This is a genomic window from Rheinheimera oceanensis, assembly GCF_018831085.1.
GTDB classification, from domain to species: Bacteria; Pseudomonadota; Gammaproteobacteria; order Enterobacterales; family Alteromonadaceae; genus Alishewanella; species Alishewanella oceanensis.
Genome location: NZ_JAGPNM010000005.1, coordinates 83653 through 104827 on the forward strand (window position 1 = coordinate 83653; position 21175 = coordinate 104827).

General features: G+C 47.1%; 22 protein-coding genes and 1 tRNA gene. 17 read left to right on the forward strand and 6 right to left on the reverse strand.

The genetic code is table 11. The features are described 5' to 3' along the window. The first annotated feature begins 55 nt into the window (after positions 1-55). Positions 56-679, forward strand: a complete 624-nt coding sequence (locus tag J3B89_RS12240; protein ID WP_215397857.1) for a FlgO family outer membrane protein — start codon at positions 56-58, stop codon at positions 677-679. A 75-nt stretch (positions 680-754) separates the two neighbouring features. Further along, positions 755-2785, forward strand: a complete 2031-nt coding sequence (locus tag J3B89_RS12245) for a site-specific recombinase (protein ID WP_215397858.1) — start codon at positions 755-757, stop codon at positions 2783-2785. A 67-nt stretch (positions 2786-2852) separates the two neighbouring features. Here J3B89_RS12245 and J3B89_RS12250 read toward each other — a convergent pair whose 3' ends face one another. The 3 genes from J3B89_RS12250 to J3B89_RS12260 form a co-directional block, all read right to left on the reverse strand. Beyond that, positions 2853-3767: a pirin family protein gene (locus J3B89_RS12250; protein WP_215397859.1), complete on the reverse strand. Its 915-nt coding sequence runs from the start codon at positions 3765-3767 to the stop codon at positions 2853-2855. Between the two features lie 119 nt (positions 3768-3886). Beyond that, positions 3887-3961: transfer RNA gene (locus J3B89_RS12255), tRNA-Arg, on the reverse strand. Between the two features lie 48 nt (positions 3962-4009). Continuing rightward, positions 4010-5149, reverse strand: coding sequence for a flagellar assembly protein T N-terminal domain-containing protein (locus J3B89_RS12260; RefSeq protein ID WP_215397860.1), 1140 nt, complete (start codon positions 5147-5149; stop codon positions 4010-4012). 155 nt (positions 5150-5304) lie between these two features. On the opposite strand from J3B89_RS12260, the gene J3B89_RS12265 reads away from it, so the two are divergent. Further along, on the forward strand, positions 5305-5763 hold the full coding sequence (locus J3B89_RS12265; protein ID WP_215397861.1) for an LPP20 family lipoprotein: 459 nt from the start codon (positions 5305-5307) through the stop codon (positions 5761-5763). 76 nt (positions 5764-5839) lie between these two features. Here the strand turns inward: J3B89_RS12265 and flgN are convergent, their stop codons facing one another. The 3 genes from flgN to flgA all read right to left on the reverse strand — a co-directional run bounded on the left by flgN (position 5840) and on the right by flgA (position 7378). After that, entirely contained in the window at positions 5840-6274 is a 435-nt protein-coding gene (gene flgN / locus J3B89_RS12270) for a flagellar export chaperone FlgN (RefSeq protein ID WP_215397862.1), read from the reverse strand. Continuing rightward, positions 6271-6591, reverse strand: coding sequence for a flagellar biosynthesis anti-sigma factor FlgM (gene flgM / locus J3B89_RS12275; protein ID WP_215397863.1), 321 nt, complete (start codon positions 6589-6591; stop codon positions 6271-6273). Before flgM ends, flgN begins: the two co-directional genes overlap by 4 nt. Positions 6592-6667: 76 nt before the next feature. Then, positions 6668-7378, reverse strand: a complete 711-nt coding sequence (gene flgA / locus J3B89_RS12280; RefSeq protein WP_215397864.1) for a flagellar basal body P-ring formation chaperone FlgA — start codon at positions 7376-7378, stop codon at positions 6668-6670. A 128-nt stretch (positions 7379-7506) separates the two neighbouring features. Here flgA and J3B89_RS12285 point away from each other — a divergent pair, with 128 nt between their 5' ends. The 14 genes from J3B89_RS12285 to flgL all read left to right on the forward strand — a co-directional run bounded on the left by J3B89_RS12285 (position 7507) and on the right by flgL (position 21173). Further along, positions 7507-8436 carry a chemotaxis protein CheV gene (locus tag J3B89_RS12285; RefSeq protein ID WP_215397865.1) on the forward strand — a complete coding sequence of 310 codons (930 nt, stop codon included), beginning with the start codon at positions 7507-7509 and terminating at the stop codon, positions 8434-8436. 14 nt (positions 8437-8450) lie between these two features. Then, positions 8451-9284, forward strand: coding sequence for a CheR family methyltransferase (locus J3B89_RS12290; RefSeq protein ID WP_349814218.1), 834 nt, complete (start codon positions 8451-8453; stop codon positions 9282-9284). A gap of 72 nt (positions 9285-9356) precedes the next feature. Continuing rightward, entirely contained in the window at positions 9357-9758 is a 402-nt protein-coding gene (gene flgB / locus J3B89_RS12295) for a flagellar basal body rod protein FlgB (RefSeq protein WP_068234463.1), read from the forward strand. Between the two features lie 2 nt (positions 9759-9760). Continuing rightward, complete coding sequence (flgC, locus tag J3B89_RS12300) at positions 9761-10186, forward strand: flagellar basal body rod protein FlgC (RefSeq protein ID WP_092794261.1); 426 nt, start codon at positions 9761-9763, stop codon at positions 10184-10186. An 11-nt stretch (positions 10187-10197) separates the two neighbouring features. Then, entirely contained in the window at positions 10198-10926 is a 729-nt protein-coding gene (locus J3B89_RS12305) for a flagellar hook assembly protein FlgD (RefSeq protein WP_215397866.1), read from the forward strand. Between the two features lie 19 nt (positions 10927-10945). After that, complete coding sequence (gene flgE, locus J3B89_RS12310; protein ID WP_215397867.1) at positions 10946-12247, forward strand: flagellar hook protein FlgE; 1302 nt, start codon at positions 10946-10948, stop codon at positions 12245-12247. A gap of 76 nt (positions 12248-12323) precedes the next feature. Continuing rightward, positions 12324-13355: a thrombospondin type 3 repeat-containing protein gene (locus tag J3B89_RS12315; protein WP_215397868.1), complete on the forward strand. Its 1032-nt coding sequence runs from the start codon at positions 12324-12326 to the stop codon at positions 13353-13355. Positions 13356-13471: 116 nt separating this feature from the next. Then, positions 13472-14218, forward strand: a complete 747-nt coding sequence (locus tag J3B89_RS12320) for a flagellar basal body rod protein FlgF (RefSeq protein ID WP_215397869.1) — start codon at positions 13472-13474, stop codon at positions 14216-14218. A gap of 40 nt (positions 14219-14258) precedes the next feature. Then, the gene (flgG, locus tag J3B89_RS12325) at positions 14259-15047 is read left to right on the forward strand and encodes a flagellar basal-body rod protein FlgG (RefSeq protein WP_215397870.1); all 789 of its coding nucleotides are present in this window, start codon (positions 14259-14261) and stop codon (positions 15045-15047) included. Between the two features lie 12 nt (positions 15048-15059). After that, positions 15060-15737, forward strand: a complete 678-nt coding sequence (flgH, locus tag J3B89_RS12330; RefSeq protein WP_215397871.1) for a flagellar basal body L-ring protein FlgH — start codon at positions 15060-15062, stop codon at positions 15735-15737. Between the two features lie 10 nt (positions 15738-15747). Continuing rightward, entirely contained in the window at positions 15748-16845 is a 1098-nt protein-coding gene (locus J3B89_RS12335) for a flagellar basal body P-ring protein FlgI (protein WP_251372397.1), read from the forward strand. Position 16846: 1 nt separating this feature from the next. Next, positions 16847-17878: a flagellar assembly peptidoglycan hydrolase FlgJ gene (gene flgJ, locus J3B89_RS12340; protein WP_215397872.1), complete on the forward strand. Its 1032-nt coding sequence runs from the start codon at positions 16847-16849 to the stop codon at positions 17876-17878. A 38-nt stretch (positions 17879-17916) separates the two neighbouring features. Further along, positions 17917-19935 carry a flagellar hook-associated protein FlgK gene (gene flgK, locus J3B89_RS12345; protein ID WP_215397873.1) on the forward strand — a complete coding sequence of 673 codons (2019 nt, stop codon included), beginning with the start codon at positions 17917-17919 and terminating at the stop codon, positions 19933-19935. A 2-nt stretch (positions 19936-19937) separates the two neighbouring features. Then, positions 19938-21173 carry a flagellar hook-associated protein FlgL gene (gene flgL, locus J3B89_RS12350; RefSeq protein WP_215397874.1) on the forward strand — a complete coding sequence of 412 codons (1236 nt, stop codon included), beginning with the start codon at positions 19938-19940 and terminating at the stop codon, positions 21171-21173. Positions 21174-21175 lie beyond the last annotated feature (2 nt).

Sequence of the window (21175 nt, forward strand, 5' to 3'; positions counted from 1 at the left end):
ACCTGTATCGTGGCCGATATCTGTTTAATCAATAGTTTATCAGGCTGGGGTTGCAATGAAATTATCAGTTGTATGCAGTGCAGTTGTTCTGTTATCGGGTTGTCAGTTCCAATTAGCTGATACGGGCAGCAAAACGGCTTCACCGGCAGAGCTATTGCCGGAGCATGTTATACTGCCTGGCAATAACGGCAATTATTTACCGGCAGTTGCCGCACCAGTAAATACCAAACCGTTGACCGATTATGCCGCTGATCTGGCGTTACAGCTGATGATGTCAATGCATTACACGCCACCGCAGCAGGCGATAGCAATCAGTTCACTGGTTTGGTTTGATCATCAGCTTACCAACAGCAATGCGCTGGGTAATCAGTTAGCTGAGCATCTTTATGTGCATTTGCAACGTCTGGGTGTATTTGTGGCTGATATTAAAGTAGGCCGCCAAATCCGTGTTACAGCGCAGGGCGATTTTGCCTTAAGCCGTGGCCGCTATCTGGATGCGGCGCAGGATGTGCGTTACGTACTGACAGGCACCTTACTGCAGGATGCCGGTGGTACAGTGGTAAATGTGCGTGTTGTACACTTACAGCATAAAACAGTTATTGCTACCGGCCAGGTACATATTCCTGATGCTGTACTAAACCCTGCCACTGCCACAGTGCAGTATATTGCCTCACCATAGGTTTAGCTAAACTGGCATTTTACACCCTGATACGGGTATTATCAGCGCCGGATCTTTAAGCTGCGGAGAATATACATGGATACACTGAGCGCAGTGGCGCTGGTAAGAAGCCTGTCGGCGCAGCCGTGTCCTGTTACCTTACTTAGCACCTTAATCGACTGGCTAAGTTACAACGAGTTTGGTACTGAGCCGGCACAACGGGCGGCAAAATTACGTGACGCTTTGCAAAATAACCCCCGCCATAGCGCAGAGATTGGCAACGTACTGTTTAACTGGCTGGGTGAGGTAAATATTTACCCGGCACTGGTTAACCTGGGCCTGTTTTCCCGTTCGGGCTTTTTACGTGAAATGGCCTCCCGGCTTTACGAGCGCTTTAATCCGGCTCCACGGGATCAGAATGATTTTGCTGATGTACTGGTGCAAATGTGCGACGGCAAAAGTGACGCCCGCTGGCTGCATAAGCTTAATAAAGAAGATGTGCTGGCCTGCTTTAGTTTAATTGCCCAGCATTGCAGTACTGGTGCATTGCAGAAAATGACGGCGCATTTTCGCGAGGAAAGTTTGTACGCGCTGGAAATGCTGGCTATCTGGGTTGCTGCCGAGGAAATTGAACCTGATCTGATGCGGCTGGACCGGCGCCTCAGCAGTATTGACTCGCCCTTTATTGCGCTAAGCCGTGAGATGAATTTGTTTGTGGAAAGCGGCCGGCGCCGGTTGATTGAGCCGGATGTGGCATTACACGACACCGCACATTTACAGGTAATGATGCAGCAATCACGCGAGCAGGTTGAGCGCTTACGGCGTCGTGGCGCCGGTGTCGGCAGTTCAGTGTCGGTAGCGCATTTGCTGGAGCGGCTGGAGCAAACGCTCGATCGTATCGATATGCTGCTGGACGTGCTTACCAGTGATACTGATACCCAGCCGGTTAAAGTACAGGTGATGCTAATGATACTGGTTGAAGCCAGTGGTGAGCACAACAGTATTTCTGCCTTATGGCGTAGCAGTACCCAAATGCTGTCAAAAAGTATCACCATTAATAAAAGTGGCCATGGAGAGCATTATATTACCCGTACCAGGGCAGAGTTTTTCAGCCTGATGCGCTCAGCAGCCGGTGCTGGCGTTATAATTGCGCTGATGGCACTGATCAAAATTTATATTGAAAGCCAGGGCTTTAGCCCGTTACATAAATCGTTACTGGTTAGTCTGAACTATGGCTTGGGCTTTGTGCTGGTACATATGCTGCACTTTACCATTGCCACTAAACAACCAGCAATGACAGCCGCCAGCTTTGCACAGGAAGTAGAGCGGGGAGAAAACGGCAGGGCAGTAAACCGCAAATTAGCCGGCTTACTGATCGACGTAAACCGCTCGCAATGGGCTGCTGTGTGGGGCAATGTCAGTAGCGCCGTTCTGCTGGCCAGCAGTATAGCGTTGCTTACAGTAGTAATAACCGGCACACCATTATTGAATACTGAAATGGTGGCATATCAGCTTAAATCATTGTCGCCGGTTAGCGGGCTGGCATTGTTTTATGCCGCTATTGCCGGTGTCTGGCTGTTTTGTGCCGGTATTATTGCCGGTTTTTTTGATAACCGTGCCAACTGCCTTGAGTTGAGATTGCGTTTATACCATCATCCGCTACTAAAACGGTTGCTGTCTGACAGCCGTCGCCAGCGTTTTGCCGATTACCTGCATGATAACTATGGCGCACTGGCCGGGAATTTTTTCTTTGGTGTGTTATTAGGTATGACCGGTTATCTGGGATATTTAACCGGTTTGCCGTTAGATATCCGCCATGTGGCCTTTTCGTCGGCTAATTTAGGTTACAGTGCTGTCAGTGGTGAAATCGGTATACTGAATTTTTTGCTGCATCTGCTGTTTGTACTGATGATTGGTTTTGTGAACTTATGGGTAAGCTTTACGCTGGCGCTGACTATTGCCCTGCGGGCGCGTGGTACTAAAATAAGCCGGTTTCGTTTACTGCTGAAAAGTATTTGGGAGCACGCAAAGCAGCAGCCTTTGCAGGTGTTTTTTCCGGTCGATATAATACGCCAGACACTGGCTGAGGCTGATAAAACTGACAGCAAAGCCGCAAATAAGCACTGACACAAACTTTTAATTAAATACCCGCCAGGCGCTTTGTGTCTGGCGGTAACACAGCCTTAAGCCGGTGTTAATCAGGCAATGGAATAAACTCTTCTTCGTCACCCACTACTTTAGCAAAGCGCCCAGCAGCCCAATCTTGCCGTGCTTGTTCAATGCGCTCTTTACGGCTGGAGATAAAATTCCAGTTGATAAAACGCGGGCCGACATTTTCGCCGCCAATAATGGCGATTCTGCTTTCCTGATTAGCGGTAATAGTTACCCCTTTGGCAGCAGAAAACATCACCATACTAAACTCTGGCACCAAGGTGTCTTTCACCTGCAGCTGGCCTTGGGCAACATACACAGCACGCTCTTCACATTCGGGCAGGGTAAGTGATTGGCCAGGTTGCAGATGCGCTTCAATATACAGCGTATGGGCATAGGTTTTTACCGGTGATTTCACGCCATAAGCTTCGCCCATCAGCACCCTTAGTGCTACGCCATCAACTGTTTTTGCCGGAATATCGCGCCCTGGGTAGTGGTAAAACGCCGGGGCAATTTCTTCATCTTTTACCGGCAGGGCTAACCATAGCTGAAAACCGTGCAGGCGGTGTGCACTGCTGCGCACTTCTGGCCGCTCACGCTCTGAGTGCGTAATACCGCGGCCCGCCACCATCAAATTAATATCACCAGGCGTAATAGTCTGGTAACTGCCCAGCGAGTCGCGGTGCAGTATTTCACCTTCAAGCAGATAGGTGACAGTTGCCAGATTAATATGCGGGTGAGGCCGCACATTAATGCCGCTGCCGGGGGCAAAATCAGCCGGACCTATGTGGTCAAAAAATATCCATGGCCCTACCATTTTACGCTGCCGGGTAGGTAAAGTGCGCTTAACTTTAAACTCACCTAAATCGGTTTCACGTGGTTGTATGATCAACTCAATAGCGTCACAACCCTGATTGATATCGCATTCAAGTTCAGTGTTTTCTGTTTCAATGCTCATCTGTAATGCCTTTTAGTTGCCAATCTTAAGTTAAAGATTACTTGGCTCAGAATGGACACTAAAGGTTTTAAAATCAAGTTTGCCGGTAGGTGAATTAGAATTTGAAATGAAGCTTTATATGGCTGCCCCAACAGGAATCGAACCTGTAACTGCCCCTTAGGAGGGGGCCGTTATATCCATTTAACTATGGGGCAACGGCGCGAAATTCTAACAGAGTGCGCCAGAGTTGGGAACCTGCATACTTAGTAACCGCTGCTTTTACGTACACTTACTACGTCGCCGGGCTGAATATGCTGCAATAATTCTTGTTTATTGGTACTGGCCCAGGCATTTCGCTCTGTCAGTTCGGTGATGGTAAGGTTCAGCTGGCTTTGCAGCAGCCGTTTCACGCCCGGTGTAGTGGGGTGACGTTGTAACTGGAATAGCTGCAGCTCGTCACCCTGCTGTAAGCCGTGCATTTTACCAAGATCGAGCATCACTTCGTTTTTTCTTACCTGTTTTATTGCACTGAGCAATGGCTTGCATTGCATTTGTTGTTGCATGTCAGCGGCAATAATTTGTAGCAACTTGTCAACTTTACTGCCATAAGGCATTGTCCAGAATGCCTGGCTGTGGCTGGCTGGCGTGCTATGGCTTTTATAAGGCCAGCCGGCGCTGGTGCGGTATTCCTGTTGGTACACTATATTTTGTTCAAACAGATCAAACAGTGTTACATCAATAGCAAAATAGCGTTGCTTTAAATCTTTTTGCCAGAAGTGGCTGGTTTTTTCACCAAGCGACATATCGTTGATACGGGCACTGATAACATACTGATATCCCTGGCTAAACAACTGCTCGGTGGCTGGATATACCAGATAATGCAGCGGCATTTCCTGCGGCAGGCTGCTTACTGTGGCAGTCGGGCTGTAATCGCGTAAGTGGCGCTCCAGTTGTATAGTGCTATGTTCGCCTATGGTAAATAAATCGCCGTAGATAGCGTCTTTGCGGGCCTGCAATTGAATTTGGCTCAGTAATACGGGTTTACGGTATGGGTTACCGCTGCAACTGCTTAATTGCGGGGTGATATCGGCGCGTAGGGTTACTGTTAGTATATTATTGTGCCGGCTCTCGGATAATAGTTGCAGTTTATCGATCTGTGCATTACTCACAACACCGAGTTGCTCTTGCTGCAAAATGCCATTAATCAGTTGTTGGGTGCTGCTAAGGCTGGCACCGGCAAACAATGCTGCTCTTTTTAGCGCATCTTCAATAGCCGCCTGGCGGGCTGAGTCTGTATCGCCCTGTTCTATCACTGCCTGGCCGGTAGCTTCATACCAGTCGGCCATGCTGTTTACACTGAACAGGCTGGCAACAAGCACTCCGATAAATGGATAAAGTTTCATATAAGCCCTGCAAAAAATTGGCACTGCAGATCACTAAGCAAAATCTATGCCTTAAGCTGGCACTGTAGTTAAATTATGGCGTGAATATTGCTAATTCTACCTGACAACTAACAATTGAGTGCACAGTAAGTGTATTGTGCCGCAGGAGAACAAAAATGACAGCTTGGCGCACTTTAGTGGTGTTAACTGTGGTTTGGGCAGCAGGGTGCTCTTCGTTACTAAGCCGGCATGTAGAATATGCGCCGGTAAAACCGGATGCCTTTCCGGTATTAACAGCGGTAGGTTATGCACCGATCAGTGTGCAGCATGGCGACAGTAATGAACACAAGATGTTGCAGGCGATGAAGGCGTCGAAGCTGGATGCTTATCGTGAACTGACCGAAGTGGTGTATGGACAAAAAATTGACGCGACTAATCAACTGCGTGCTATGGTGCTTGATAATGAGCACTTGTCATCGTCAGTAAAGGGCGTAATAACCGGGGCCAGAGTAATAAAAACCTATGCTATTGATGATGTATATGTGACAGAGCTGGAACTGGATTTTGAGCAGGTATACCATTTGTATCAGAATACCCAGCCAAGACAAACGATTAAAAGTGTGCGGTACTATTAGCTAGGGGTATTAATTAGTGTGCCAGTTAGTATTAACTGGCAAATATTTGTTTGTGTCAGTTAGGGTATTTATCAGCTTAGGCTTTAATGCCTTTACCTTTATTTTCTACTGCGGGTTTGCCTTTACTGGTGTAGGTCAGACCCGATTTACCGCGGCTGGCCAACAGTTCAGTTTTAAACCTTGCCAGAGTGAGCTGGCTTTGTTCCAGTGTTTGTTGGTTAATGTTATTTTGCCGTTTACACTCTTCCAACTGGGCATCAAGCCCGGCCACTTTTTGTTTAAACCAGGTTTGTTGTTTTTGCTCAGCAATGTCTGCACAGGCCGCCAGTAAGGCGTCATTCTGTTGCAGTTGTTGCAGCTGGGCCGTTTTTTGCGTGAGAATGTTTTCCAGCGCAGAGATGTCGCGGCTGGCTAAGGCGGCAATTTCCTGCCGCAAAGACAAAAGCAGCTCATCCAGTAGCTGCTTTTGCTGGTCTAATAAGGTGATGATGTCGTTGCTGGCTGTGGTCATTTTTTACCAAATAGCTCGCTTTCAAACTGCACTATGCGTCGTGCCAGTTGTTCAACATTTACTTTATACTTACCCTCAGTAATAGCCTGTCTGATTTTATCAACCTTTTCCTGATCGATACCGCTGCTGTTACTGGCTTTTTCAGTCAGCTTAGAAAATTGTTGCGCCTGTGGCGTAATAGACACAGAGTCTTGCTTTTGCGCGGCTGCCTGGTTGGCATTTTGCTGCACAGCAGCTTGCTGACGTTGGGCATTTTGCTCAACTTTGTCAGTTTTTACTTGCGGACTATTCTGCAAGTTATTGATATTAATAGCCATGCTTGTACCTCATCACCTTAATACAGTTCCTTATGCACAGGTTAACGGCGTTAAACTGCAAAACTTTAGTTAATATTTAAAATTTAATACTAACCTGGTTCACTGCTATTACCTCTGCGGTAATAGCCCGCTTTGACTGGCGGTTAAGTACACTGATGACATCACCTAAACTGCCATCACTTTGTGCTATTCCGGTTGCTGCCACATTTAAGCCATTATTGCTAACTGATATTGTAACAACATCTCCTTTACAGACAAGGCAAAGATCCTGCAAGGTGATAATTTGTCCTATGGACATGGCCCGCCGGGTTTTTGCGCCGATAATTTGTCTGGGGTCACTAACCAGGCTGCCGCGTAAAAAACGGCGTTCACGGTTGGCTATATCCAGCATATCGGCAGTGACCAGGCTGCCGGTAGCAATATTTTGTGTCAGGACTACGGTTTGTACAATTTCTTCTATCCGTGCTGGAACATACAGTTGCCAGCTTTGTTCTGCACCGCAACGTATTTGTATTGTATTCTGGCGCTGGGTAAGTGGCTGAGACAGTGAAAATTGCAGCGGTTCGTTGCAATATTTGTAACCTATTCTGTCGTCCAGCGGGCTTACCTGTAGTTGTATACTGCTATCCGGTGTTACAGCCAGCTCTTGCTGCAACCATGCAGAGGCCTGCTCAGTTAACTGCGCAGGCGAATAGCTGCTAACGACATCTTGTGCAGCTAAAGGGCTTGCACACAGCAGCGTAATGCAGGTAAGTATTTGTTTAAATAAATTTTCGTACTTTTTCATAAGGTTTCGGCTATGCTTTACACGCTAAGGGTTATAACATCAGGGCCAGACTTGGCGGTGTCAAATAACCGTCTGTGACAGGTACTAAAGCAAGAATCGATCCGGATAGTATTACAGAGGAGCGGCAGATGGCCGGTATTTTAGACTCGGTAAATCAGCGCACACAATTAGTTGGCCAGAACAGACTGGAATTACTGCTGTTTAAGCTAAGAGGGCGCCAGCGTTACGGCATTAACGTATTTAAAGTGCGTGAAGTATTGCAATGCCCGCCACTTACAGCCATTCCCAAGCGCAATAAGTTTGTCCGGGGTATTGCGCATATCCGTGGTCAAACTATTTCGGTTATTGATCTTAGCCTGGCTACCGGCGGTAAACCGATCGAAGATACCAAAAACAGTTTTATTATTATTGCCGAGTATAACCGCTCGGTGCAGGGGTTTTTGGTAGATTCAGTTGAACGCATTATCAATATCAACTGGGAAGCGATAATGCCGCCGCCCAAAGGCACCAGTGGTAAACAAAGCTATCTGACCGCAGTAACTGAAATTGATAAAGAGTTGGTAGAAATTCTGGATGTAGAAAAAATTCTGGAAGAGATATCGCCTTCGCCAACCTCGATCAGTGCAGATATTAACACTCATAGTATCAGTGCAGATTTGGGCGAGCGGCTTATTCTGATTGCCGATGATTCAGCCGTTGCGCGTAATCAGGTAAAGCGGGCCCTGGAAGGATTGGGTGTTAAGATGCACCTGGTAATGAATGGGCGCGAAGCCCTGCAATATTTGCAGGATGTAGCAAAAAGTTGTAATGAGTCAGTTACTGAAAAAATTGGGTTACTGATTTCTGATATTGAAATGCCTGAAATGGATGGCTATACCCTGACGGCAGAAATTAAACTTGATCCTAAACTGAAAAAGCTGCACGTAATATTGCATACTTCACTTAGCGGCGTTTTTAACCAACAGATGGTACAAAAAGTGGGGGCAGATGATTTTATTGCGAAATTTAATCCGGATGAGCTGGCAGAGTCTGTACAGAAATGGCTGCATACCGACTGAGTTAAGGATTAATAGTGCCAAATAAAGACTTACACGACAAAGAGTATATGCTGTTCAGGGATTTCCTTGAGCAGCAGTGTGGCATTGTGCTGGGCGACAATAAACAATATCTGGTAAAAAGCCGCTTAGCGCCGTTAATGCAACGCTTTGGTTTGGCTACATTGTCTGAGTTGGTAAATAAAACCCTCAGTCCGTTTGAACGGCAGTTACGTTCTGCGGTAATAGACGCTATGACAACAAACGAAACCTTGTGGTTTCGTGACACCTACCCTTATGAGCTGTTAAAAAAGCAGATTTTCCCTGAGCTGGAAAAAACTTGCCGCACTGTCAAAATATGGTCAGCTGCTAGCTCAAGTGGGCAGGAGCCATACTCTATCGCTATGACAGCATTAGAATATCAACAAAGCCGGCCCGGTGCCTTTAGTCTGGGCGTGCATATAATGGGTACGGATATCTCTAACACCATGCTGGAGCACTGCCAGCGCGCAGAGTATGACGGTTTAGCTTTGTCACGGGGGCTATCGCCGGAGCGGCGCAGCAAGTTTTTTGAAGACAGCGGCAAAGGTATGATGCGTGTGAAAGACAATGTGCGCAAAAATGTTAGCTTTCGCCACCTCAACCTGCTGGATAGCTATACGTTACTTGGTAAATTCGACATTATTTTTTGTCGCAATGTGCTGATTTATTTTTCTGCCGATGTGAAGGCAAAAATTATCCGCCAGTTTGCCCAATCTCTTAACCCTCGCGGCTATTTATTTCTTGGCGCGTCGGAATCTTTGTCCAGCCTTAATGCTGATTTTGAAATGATCCGCTGCAACCCCGGTATTATCTACCGCAAGAAAACTTAACCCACAGAAAATTAATATTTGGCCTGAGTTTTGCATTTCATTTGCTATCGCTTAATCAGAGGTGGCAAAAAAATGGCAATCAGTTTTGAAAAAGCATTTGGTATGCACCCTGAAGCCATGCTGGTCCGCGATCAGCGTGCTCAGGTGCTGGCCGAAAATATCGCTAATGCTGATACACCGGGCTATAAAGCCCGTGACTTGGATTTCCAACAGGCTTTGAATAACGCAAAGTCCCGCCAGTCTGGCGCTATGGCCCGCACCCACGAGCAGCACTTTACTATTTCTACTGCAGCCCGGCATGAAACTAAGTTTCGTAATCCGGATCAGCCTGATACCGGCGACGGTAACAGTGTCGATATTCACCGTGAACGTAATGCGTTTATGCAAAACAGCCTGGAATATCAGGCCAGCATGACATTTTTGAATTCACGGATCAGTGGTTTGAAAAAAGCTATTACCGGCGGAGGGCAATAACCATGAGTTCATACAAAATTTTTGATATTACCGGCAGTGGTATGACCGCTCAGGCTGTGCGAATGAACACCACCGCCAGCAATATTGCCAATGCTAACAGTGTCAGCAGCAGTGTAGAGCAAACTTATCGTGGCAGGCATGCGGTATTCGCTGCTGAGCTATCAGAGGCAAAGCGCCAGCAGGGTGATGACAGTGTCGGGGTCAAAGTGCTTGGCATTGTTGAGTCTGATGCACCACTGAACGTGGAGTATTCGCCTAACCATCCTTTGGCAGATGAGAACGGTTATATATACAAACCCAATGTCAATATTATGGAAGAGATGGCGAACATGATTTCGGCGTCGCGCTCTTATGAAACGAATGTGCAGACAGCTGAGGCGGCAAAACAAATGGTTATGCGCACGCTCAGACTGGGCCAGCAGCAATAGGGGCTTAGCAAATGACAACTAATGTAAATAACAACACTGCACTGGATGGCATGTATTGGGATAACACCGGTAAAACACCGGAAAGAAATAACGGTGCTTTAACGCAATCTGATTTCTTTGCTTTGCTTACCCAGCAACTGGCATATCAGGACCCAACCAAGCCGGTAGAAAACGACCAGATGATTGCTCAAATGACCAATTTTACTATGGCAGACGGTATTGGGCAGTTAAATGAAAGCTTTAAAGGCTTTGCCGAAAGTATGTCGTCAAACCAGGCCTTGCAGGCATCGTCTCTTGTTGGCCGCAGTGTGTTGACGCAATCGGATGAAATTGTCTTTACCGGTGACACCTTAGCGCGCGGTAATATTGAGCTGGATAAAGCAGCGACCAGAATGGAAGTGCGGATTGAGAATGACAAAGGTGAGCTGGTGCAATCTTTTAGTGTCGATAATCCCAAAATTGGTAAAAACGAATTTATCTGGGATGGCACTTATCGCGAGTCTGGCTCTGGCAGTGCGGCGATAGTTGACGGTGAGTTATCTGAGCGGGTGAAAGCGGGTGTATACAAGGTAAAAGTGGACGTTAGCTACAACGACGGTAAAACTGCCAGCTTGCCGGTTAATGTTTATACCCCGGTGGCCAGTGTCAGTATGAACGGTAAAGGTGGTGGAATTATGTTAAACCTGATTGGCCTTGGCGCCGTGAAATTAGGTGATGTGTTAGAAGTTTCTTACGGTTAACAGTGAGCTGAGGTGAATTATGAGTTTTAATATCGCACTAAGCGGCCTTGCCGCAGCACAAAAAGATTTGGATGTAACAGCGAATAACATCGCTAACGTTAATACTACGGGTTTTAAAGAGTCGCGGGCCGAATTTGCTGATGTATATGCGACATCTATTTTTGCCTCTGGCCGCACTAAAGTGGGTGATGGTGTAACAACTTCAATGGTGGCGCAGCAGTTTAGCCAGGGCTCACTGCAATTTACCAATAACTCCCTTGATTTAGCGATTACCGGTGAAGGTTTTTTTGCTTTAACGCCGGATATGCAATCGCGGGATTTAACCTATACCCGTGCCGGTGCATTTAAGTTAAATAAAGACAATTTTATTGTTGATAATAACGGCAATTTTTTGCAGGGTTTTGCAGTAAATCCGATTGATGGTGAAAACCAGTCAATCAGTTTAAACACATCAGCACCGATTAATATACCGACTACGGCCGGTGCACCGCGGGCAACAAGTAATGTCTTTATTAATATGAACCTGGACTCGCGTGAAGTTGCAACGGATGCCTTGCCATTTGATGCAACTAATAGGGCAACCTATAACCATTCTACCTCAATAACGGTATATGATAGTTTGGGGTCACCGCATACTGTAAGCATGTATTTCCGCCGTACATCCACCACACCGCCGGCAAACTCTGAGTGGGAAACTTTTGTGGTATGGGATAATGTAACCGCAGCGCCGTTTCAGGGCGACAATTTAGAATTTGACTCCAGTGGTAATATGATTACTACGCCCGAGCCGACATTAAGAATACCTTTTGCCGTTTTGAATGACCCGGCTAACGGTTATCTGAATAATGGTGCCCAATATCAGGCGGATGTTGTGGTTAACTTCCGTGATGCTGCCGGTACTAAAACACCAACACAAGTTGCTGATATTTTTGCTCCTTCGGCTTTAAACCAGGATGGTACTTATGTTGGTAGTTTGACAGGGGTAGATATTGACGCCTTTGGCCGGGTGCTGGCCAGTTACAGCAATGGTGATTCTGCTTATCTGGCACAGGTAGCTTTAGTGCGTTTTGCCAATGTGCAGGGTTTAAAGCAGGTTGGTAATACCTCATGGAAGCAGACCATAGCATCTGGTGAACCTATCGCCGGGCAGGCGAATACTACTACCTTTGGTGCCATAAACTCGTCGGCACTGGAGCAATCTAACGTTAACCTGACTACCGAGCTGGTTGATTTGATCAGTGCGCAGCGTAACTTCCAGGCTAACTCACGGGCGTTGGAAGTTAACAGTACCTTGCAGCAAACTGTACTACAGATCCGATAATTAAATTTTAATATTTATTTAATTGTTATTTGTTTCTTTTTTGGTTAACCTCCTGTTTCTTTAAATGGGGGGTTTTATGCAATTTATTAGATACTTAATATTAGTTGTTTCTTTTTTTATTGTTTCAGTAGTTAAATCTGAAGAGATTATTGACATTGTTAATACTCATAGTTACACCTTATACAATAAGGCTGCTACGATAACCAGAGAGTTTAATATTGCCCCGCAGCCGGGGTTTGCTAACCTCACTATTGCCAGTGCTACACCGTGGTCAGATAGTAAGTTTATTATCTGTGAAATACGGGTTTTTCATCCCGATGGTCGGCGGATTAAAGATTTATTCTGCCAGGGCGAGGGCGATGATACCCGTATTTTATCGCCGTCTGTTGATGCCAGTAGCGGATTAAGGGTAGAAGTTGCACTCAAGTACCTTGATAGTGAGCTGCCGGCTAACGTGACAAAAAATTACAGCTTCAGAAGCCGGTTTCGTTTTTCCGATACCGTAGATCCCGGAGAAGTTGTTGAGCCTGAGGAGCCTGAAGAGCCGGTGGAACCTACTCCTCCTGCTTTTCTGACAGACGCTCAGCTAAAAAGTAGTTCTATAGGACCAAGCAGCTATGCGGACCAGACCTTTATGTTCCGGCGCGATGAAGCCTACCCAGCTTTAGTTGGGTTTAAACTATCAAGTAGTTATACCTCTACTGTGGTTACTTGTTCGCTTCAGGTTATAGGTTACAAAACAGTTGATGGTATCCGGGTTGGAGAGGCGCTATTATCGGACAATTGCATTAACCATAATCGCAAATTATTTTTGGTAAAAACACCTGATAATCCGACAGATTTTGAGCAAATCAATGTAAGGGTGAGATTCCAGAACCGGCATGTAAGAAACTCTGCTTTTACGCAAAGTACGTTTGAGCTTATAAAAGGCGCTATTGACGATTCAGATGCTGACGGCTTGCCTGCTTGGTATGAAGAATATTTCAATTTATCCGATAATGATTATAACGATGCATCTATAGATAGCGATGGTGACGGATTCAGTAATATTGATGAATATTTAGGCGGCACCGATCCTACAGATCCAACAAGCTTCCCGGGAAGCTAATTCCCTTTACTCTCTAAAAAAGCCAGCTGCTGACTTAGCTGGCTTTTTTGTTTTTAATTTATCTTGTGGCATCAATTTTGCTTAAGTAATCGAAAGTAAAGTAAGCGGAGCTTGTTATGGATCACTTGTTATATATCGCTATGAGCGGTGCCAAAGAAAATATGAATGGCATTGCCGTGCGGGCAAACAATCTGGCTAATACCGGCACTGTTGGCTTTAAAGCCGATTTTGAGCAAGCCCGTGCTATGCAGGCTTTTGGTGAAGGTTTACCCACCCGGGTATTTTCATTAACTGAACGGCCAGGTCAAAACTTTGACGCCGGCGCGATCATCATGACAGAGCGTGAGCTTGATGTTGCTATTCAGGGTGAGGGCTGGTTAGCGGTTCAGGCACCGGATGGTAACGAAGCTTACACCAGAGCCGGCAATTTGCAGATTAATGCTTTTGGCATGCTTGAGACAGCAAATGGCTTAGCAGTAATGGGAGACGATGGCCCTATTCAACTGCCAATACCCCTGGCTAAAGTCGAAATTGCGCAGGATGGTACTGTCAGTGTATTGCCGCAAGGGGCTCCTGCCGACGCCATGGTGGCAGCTGGCAGAATCAAGCTGGTACGGCCGCTGAACAGCGAGATGGAAAAAGGCAATGATGGCTTATTCCGCCGTAAGGATGGCCAACTGGCAGAAGCGGATATTAATGTCAGCCTGCTTAAAGGTGCAACCGAAACCAGCAACGTTAATGCCGTCGGCGAGATGACTTATATGATTAGTTTGCAGCGCCAGTTTGAGCTGCAGGTGAAAATGATGAAAAGTGCTGAAGAGATGGATCAGCAGCAAAATCAGTTACTGAGAATAATGGGCTAAGGGCCTGAATCAATAATGGGCTGAGGCCCGGGAGGCACAAATGCATCCAGCTTTATGGATCAGTAAAACCGGTTTAGACGCTAAGCAGCGCGATATTTCGGTGATCTCAAATAACCTGGCTAATGCTAGCACTGTAGGCTTTAAAAAAAGCCGGGCTATTTTTGAAGACTTGCTATATCAGAATATTAATCAGCCTGGTGGCGCTTCGTCGCAAAACTCTGAATTGCCAAATGGTCTGATGATAGGTGCCGGTACTAAAGTGGTTGCAACGCAGAAAAACTTTACTCAGGGCAATATGATCACCACCGACAATAGCCTGGATATGATGATCCAGGGCCATGGTTTTTTTGAAATTCTGATGCCGGATGGCACGATTTCCTACAGCCGAAATGGCCAGTTTACTGTTGATGATGAAGGCAACCTGGTAACGTCTGGTGCCGGTTATCAGGTACAACCCAATATAGTGATACCGCCGGATGCGCAAAGTATTACCGTGTCGCAGGATGGCCAGGTGTCGGTGCAGTTGCCCGGCGAAGGGGAGCCTGCTGTGCTTGGGCAGTTAACAGTAACTAACTTTATCAACCCGGCTGGCCTGGAGCCTATTGGCCAGAATTTGTTCCGCGAGACTGGCGCAAGTGGCGATCCGGTGCAGGGTATTCCCGGCCTGGAAGGTCTTGGCATTATAGTGCAGGGCGCGCTGGAAACATCCAACGTTAACGTTACTGAAGAACTGGTAAGCCTGATTGAAAGCCAGCGGGTCTACGAGATGAACTCTAAAGTTATTTCTTCGGTAGATCAGATGCTTGGCTTTGCCATTCAGCAACTGTAAGCGGAGGTATTTATGCAACGGCTTATTTTTGTTTCCGCTTGTGTGTTGTTGTTTGGCGGCTGTGCCTCACTTGAAGTACCTCAGGCTGACGATCCATACTTTGCGCCGCTGGCACCGGAGCCTGCGTCACGGCCGCTGGTACAAAACGGCTCGCTATTTGCGCAGTACTACTCGAACTCGCTGTATTCAGATAATAAGGCCCGCCACGAAGGCGATATTATTACTGTGGTATTAAAAGAGCGGACTCAGGCCAGTAAAAAAGCTAAAACTGAGATGCAAAAAGACAGCTCTACTTCGTTTGAGCCGATGATTGGGTTGGGCGGACGCAATGTGTCGGTTGCCGGTAATGTGTTGCAGTTTGGCGCTGATTCAACATCTGACTACAAAGGCGATTCAAAAGCAGACCAAAGCAACAGTTTGGTGGGGGATATTTCGGTTAACGTGTTGCAGGTGCTGAATAATGGCAACCTGGTGATCCGCGGTGAAAAGTGGCTGACACTGAATACCGGTAAAGAATATATCCGTTTAACAGGGGTTATCCGCTCACAGGATGTTGATGTCAACAACACTGTTGAATCGACCAAAATTGCCAATGCCCGTATTGAGTACAGTGGCACAGGCGCGCATCACAATGGTCAGTCTCCGGGCTGGTTAAGCCGGTTCTTTAATGGCCCGTTATGGCCTTTCTAGGAGCACAGCTATGAGCCGTATTTTACACACCAGCCTGCTAATAGCGCTGTTGTTGCTAAGCGCGACAGCCAGTGCTGCCCGTATTAAAGATGTTGCTGATGTGGAAGGGGTGCGTTCTAACCAACTGGTGGGTTATGGTTTGGTGGTGGGCTTGCCCGGTACCGGAGAGCAAAGCCCGTTTACCGAGCAGAGCTTTCGCACCATGTTAAGTAATTTTGGTATTACTTTACCGGCCAATATGAAAGCGCAAATTAAAAATGTCGCTGCGGTGGCCGTGCATGCGGAGTTGCCAGCCTTTGCCAAACCGGGGCAGTCACTTAATATCACGGTATCGTCAGTTGGCAGTGCCAAGAGCTTGCGCGGTGGTACCCTGATGCAAACGTTTCTGGTCGGGCTGGACGGCAACGTTTATGCCGTAGCGCAAGGCAGTTTAATTGTCAGTGGTCTTGGTGCTGAAGGCCTGGATGGCTCACGTATATTAGTTAATACACCCACAGTAGGCAGTATTCCCAACGGGGCTGTTGTTGAGCGCGAAGTTATTACCCCCTTTGCTCAGGGCGATTTTATTACCTTTAATCTGAAACGCTCTGATTTTACGACATCAAAGCGTTTAGCTGAAGCCATTAATAACTTTATGGGCCCGGATACTGCGCACTCGCTGGATGCAACGTCAGTACAGGTACGTGCGCCACGTGATATCAGCCAGCGGGTATCTTACTTATCAACATTGGAAAACCTCAGCTTTGAGCCAGGTGACTATGCGGCAAAAATTATTATTAACTCCCGTACCGGCACTATTGTTATTGGTAAAGACGTGCGTTTATTTCCGGCGGCCGTGACCCATGGCGGTTTAACGGTAACCATTGCTGAAAACCCCAGAGTAGTGCAGCCCAATCCGTTTGGTGAAGGCCAGACTGCAATTGAGGAAAATACCATTATTGACGTGCGCCCTGAGCAATCCCGCATGTTTAAATTTGACCCCGGCGTAACGCTGGATGACCTGGTGCGCACCGTCAATGCGGTGGGCGCTGCTCCCGGTGACTTAATGGCGATTCTTGAAGCATTAAAAGAAGCCGGTGCCATTCATGGCGAACTGGTGGTGATCTGACATGAGCCTGACGCCAAACAATGTGTCTTATCATGACCTTACCAGCCTGCAGCAAATTCGCAGTAATTCCGGTAAGGACGAAAAGGCAGCGCTGCGTCAGGCTGCTGAGCAGTTTGAGTCAATTTTCTTTGGCATGTTGTTAAGCAGTATGCGCAAAGCCAATGAAGCGTTTGAAGTGGATGGCATGATGAACAGCCAGACCACCAAGTTCTACCGCGACATGCACGACAGCCAAATGGCAACAGAACTGGCACAAAAAGGTGCGCTGGGGCTGGCTGATTTGTTGGTTGAGCAACTCAGCCCGGCACTGGGCAAAAAATCCTCACCAGATAACACTTCAACGTTTAGTGAGTCCAAAGCGCTGCAAATGCCGCGTTATATTTTACCGGCCGTTAAGGTTGCAATGCCGGCCGCAGCGCAAGCAGATGCTGCCATTGTAACGGCTTCAGCAACTGGATTAGCCGCTGGTAATAATATTGCAACTGCGCAGCCAGAGACGGTAAAACCAGCATGGCAGGTGGCAACCCCCGAGCAGTTTGTCCGTACTTTGTTACCGGCAGCACGCGAAACCGCCAAAACTCTGGGGTTAGACCCATTAGCCCTGATAGCACAAGCGGCACTGGAAACTGGCTGGGGCCAGCGGGTGATAAAAACCGCGAAAGGTGACAGCAGCTTTAATTTATTTGGCATTAAAGCCAACAATGGCTGGCAGGGGGAAACTGCAGTAGTAGATACCCTGGAATACCGGGGCGGTATTGCCAAAAAAGAACAGGCAAAATTCCGTTCTTATAGTTCAGCGGAACATAGCCTGCAGGATTATGCCAATTTTATTAAGCAAAATCCGCGTTATCAGGATGCGGTGCAGGCTACCGGGGACACTAAAGCGTATTTTGAACAGTTACAGGCGGCGGGTTATGCCACAGATCCTGCCTATGCACAAAAAATTATGGCGGTATATCAAAGCACTGCCTTTGACAAGGTGCGTCAGGAGCAAGGCGCTACTCAAGATTTTGGCGATAGCGCCGATGAATAACAAACTAAGCGCTGTCGGTAGCGTTGGTGGAGAGAGCAATGTCAGATAACTTACTTAAGATTGGTACCTCGGCAGTACTTGCCAGCAGTACTTTGCTCAGTACAACCAGTAATAACATTGCTAATATTAATACTGAAGGCTATGTGCGTCAGCGTACAGAGTTTCAGTCGCAGATGCTGGGGTTGGGCGTAGGCAAAGGCACAACAGAGCGTTTAATCAGTGAGTTTACGCTGAAGCAATTGCGCCGTGATACCTCTAACTACAGCTTTGCCCAGCAATATGTTGCCGAAGCCAACCGGGTAGATGCGTTGTTCTCAAACCCCGCCAATAGTATCGCTACCGGTATTAATGACTTATTCAAACAGTTTCAGGTGGCAAACAACGAGCCTGCCACACTGGCAAACCGTCAGTTGATCATCGGCAGTTCGCAGGCTTTGCTGGATAAATTTAATACCTTATCCAGCCTGGTGTTGGATCAGGATAACTTTGTTAATCAGCAACTGGATATCTACACCAGCGAAACCAATGCTTACATTAAACAAATCGCGAGTCTGAATCAGGAAATTGCTTCCTACGGTACCGGCAACAGCCGGCCTGTGCCACTGGATTTACTGGATAAACGTGATCTTGCTATTCAAAAACTGTCTGAAATGGTTGAAATCCGCACACTGGACTCAGACAACGGTGAAAAAATGGTGTTTCTGGCTACCGGCCAATCGTTAGTGGTTGAGCGTGGTGAGTTTAATCTGGTAGCACTGCGCGGCAGCCCGGACCCATCCGAGCGTGACTTAAAGCTGCAGCTATCCGGCCGAACCACTGTGGAGCGTGATATTGATATTGAAAAGCTTGGTGGGAAAATTGGCGGTTTGCTGGCCTTTCGTGAAGAAATTCTGATCCCCACGCAAAACCGGCTTGGGCAGTTAGCGTTATCAATGACCGACGCGATGAACACACAAAACCGTTTGGGCATGAATTTAAACGGTGAAATTGGTGGTGACTTATTCAACCTGCCAACCAGCAGCGGTTTTGCCTTTCCGGGCAATACCGGAGCCGGTGCTGTTAATGTGACTATAGAGGCAGGGCAAGGCAAAAACTTGCCGCCCAATGATTTTCTGCTGACAGTTGAAGCAGGTGCCGTGCGGATCCAGGCTTTGGATGCAAAGGGCGAAGTGATAATTGGCTCCGACAAAGTGGTGCCTGTAGGCGGCTTTCCGGCAACGATCAGCTCTGCCGATGCCGGTGGTGATTTATACGGTTTGGAAATTACGCTGACCGGTGCGCCCGCCGTGGGGGACAGATTTGAACTGAAGCCTCTGAGTACCGCATCAAGAACCCTGACGCTGGCAACTACCCGGCCGGAAGATATTGCTCTGGCATCGCCAGTGCGCACCGGTTTTACCGTAAATAATTTAGGTAATGCCCAGATAGAAGCGTTGAAGGTGAGCGATACTACCCCGGCTACGTTGCCGGACTATGGCTTTGATACACCTTCTGGCTTAATCAATGGCCCCTGGACGATGACGTATGTCGGCGGGGATACCTTTGAAATTGTAGATAACTTCGGTAACCCGGTGGCAACGGCAGCTTTTGGCTCAAGCCAGTATCAGGATATTTTTGCTCAGGCCGGTGTTGACGTTGGCTTTGACTTTTCCGTTACAGGTATCCCAAGTGTGGGTGATACCTTTAGCATCAGCTTTAATGATGGTGGTTTTAGCGACAACCGTAACGGCCTGGCTTTATCTGCATTACAAACTGCACAAACAACCAGATTAAACCCGTTGTCAGCTCCTGATAGCGCGAATGCTGTAAACTTTAATCAGTCTTATGCCGATATGGTTAGTCTGATTGGTGAGCGCACCAGCCAGGGGCGTAACAACGAAGCGGCAGGTAAAGCTTTATTAGAACAAACCACCGCCTGGTATGAATCGTTATCCGGTGTCAGTCTGGATGAAGAAGCATCTAACCTGATCCGGTTCCAGCAAACCTATGCGGCAGCGGCACAAATTATTTCCACATCGCAAACCGTATTTGACACCCTGTTAGCGGCAGTGAGGTAGTGATGAGATTATCTTTTAATATGAAATTTAATGCCGGCTTAGACGGCATTTTAAATACTCAGCAAAAAATGAACCGGGCGCAGGATCAGTTAACCAAGCAGACCCGTATTCTGACACCGGCTGATGACCCTGCCGCATCAGCAAAAGTGCTGGGGCTTGATCAGAATCTTGAGCAAGTGGCGCAGTTTCAGAATAACAGCGTGTTATTGAAAAATAACTTGGCGCTGGAAGAAACGGTCCTTACCAATATGCGTCTGTCTATAGATAAAGCGCGGGTGTTGGCTGTTGCATCAGGTAATGGTGCTTATACGGAAAATGATAAAAAAGCGGTGGCGCAGGAACTTCGAAATATTCAGGTTGAATTGCTGGACCTGATGAATACCCGTAATGCCGAAGGTGGTTACATCTTTTCTGGTTATCAGGACAAAAAACAAGCTTACAGCCTGAATAACGCGACTGGTATTTATGAGTTTCAGGGCGATGATGGTAAAAAGGCTCTGCAAATTTCACCCTCCATCGCCCTGGCAGGTAATGATAGCGGTAAGTTTGTGTTTGAAAATGTTGATGCCCGCTTTAAAACCACACCTGCAGTGATTAATGCCGGAGGTGCAACCGGGGCTACGGTATCAGTGACAGATCAGAGTCAGTTTGATGCATATTACAAGCAAACTTATGACAGTCTGACGCCGGCAAACAATGATTTCAGCGTAGTGCTGACAGCACCATCAACCTATGAAATCCTGCAAAACGGTGCTGCTTTAGTGCCCCCGGTAACAGGTGCTTTTACGCCTGATGCTCCTATTCAGTTTAATGGTTTAACCATTACAGTAAGCGGTGCCGCTGCTGTGCCTGGGCAGGTTGATTTTTCCTTACAGGCGCCGGAAAAGAAAAATATACTGACAACGATAGGCGAGTTTATTACTGCGTTAGAAAATCCGGGTTTGCCAAGTTTTGAGTTTGACGACGCTATTAGCGATGCGCTTACTCAGATTACTTCTGCAGCATCTAATATTGACAGCTTTTTATCTTCCATTGGCGGTAGGGTGAATGTCCTTGATAGTGTGTTTGGTACCAATGAAGATTTAACGATTAATAATAAAGCCTATCGTGCAGACTTGTCTGAGGTTGACTATGCAGCTGCGCTGACAGAAATCACCAAACAGGAAATTGCACTTCAGGCTATTTCCAGCACTTTTGTCAAAGTGTCAGGTGTTAGCCTGTTTGATTATGTGCGTTAAAA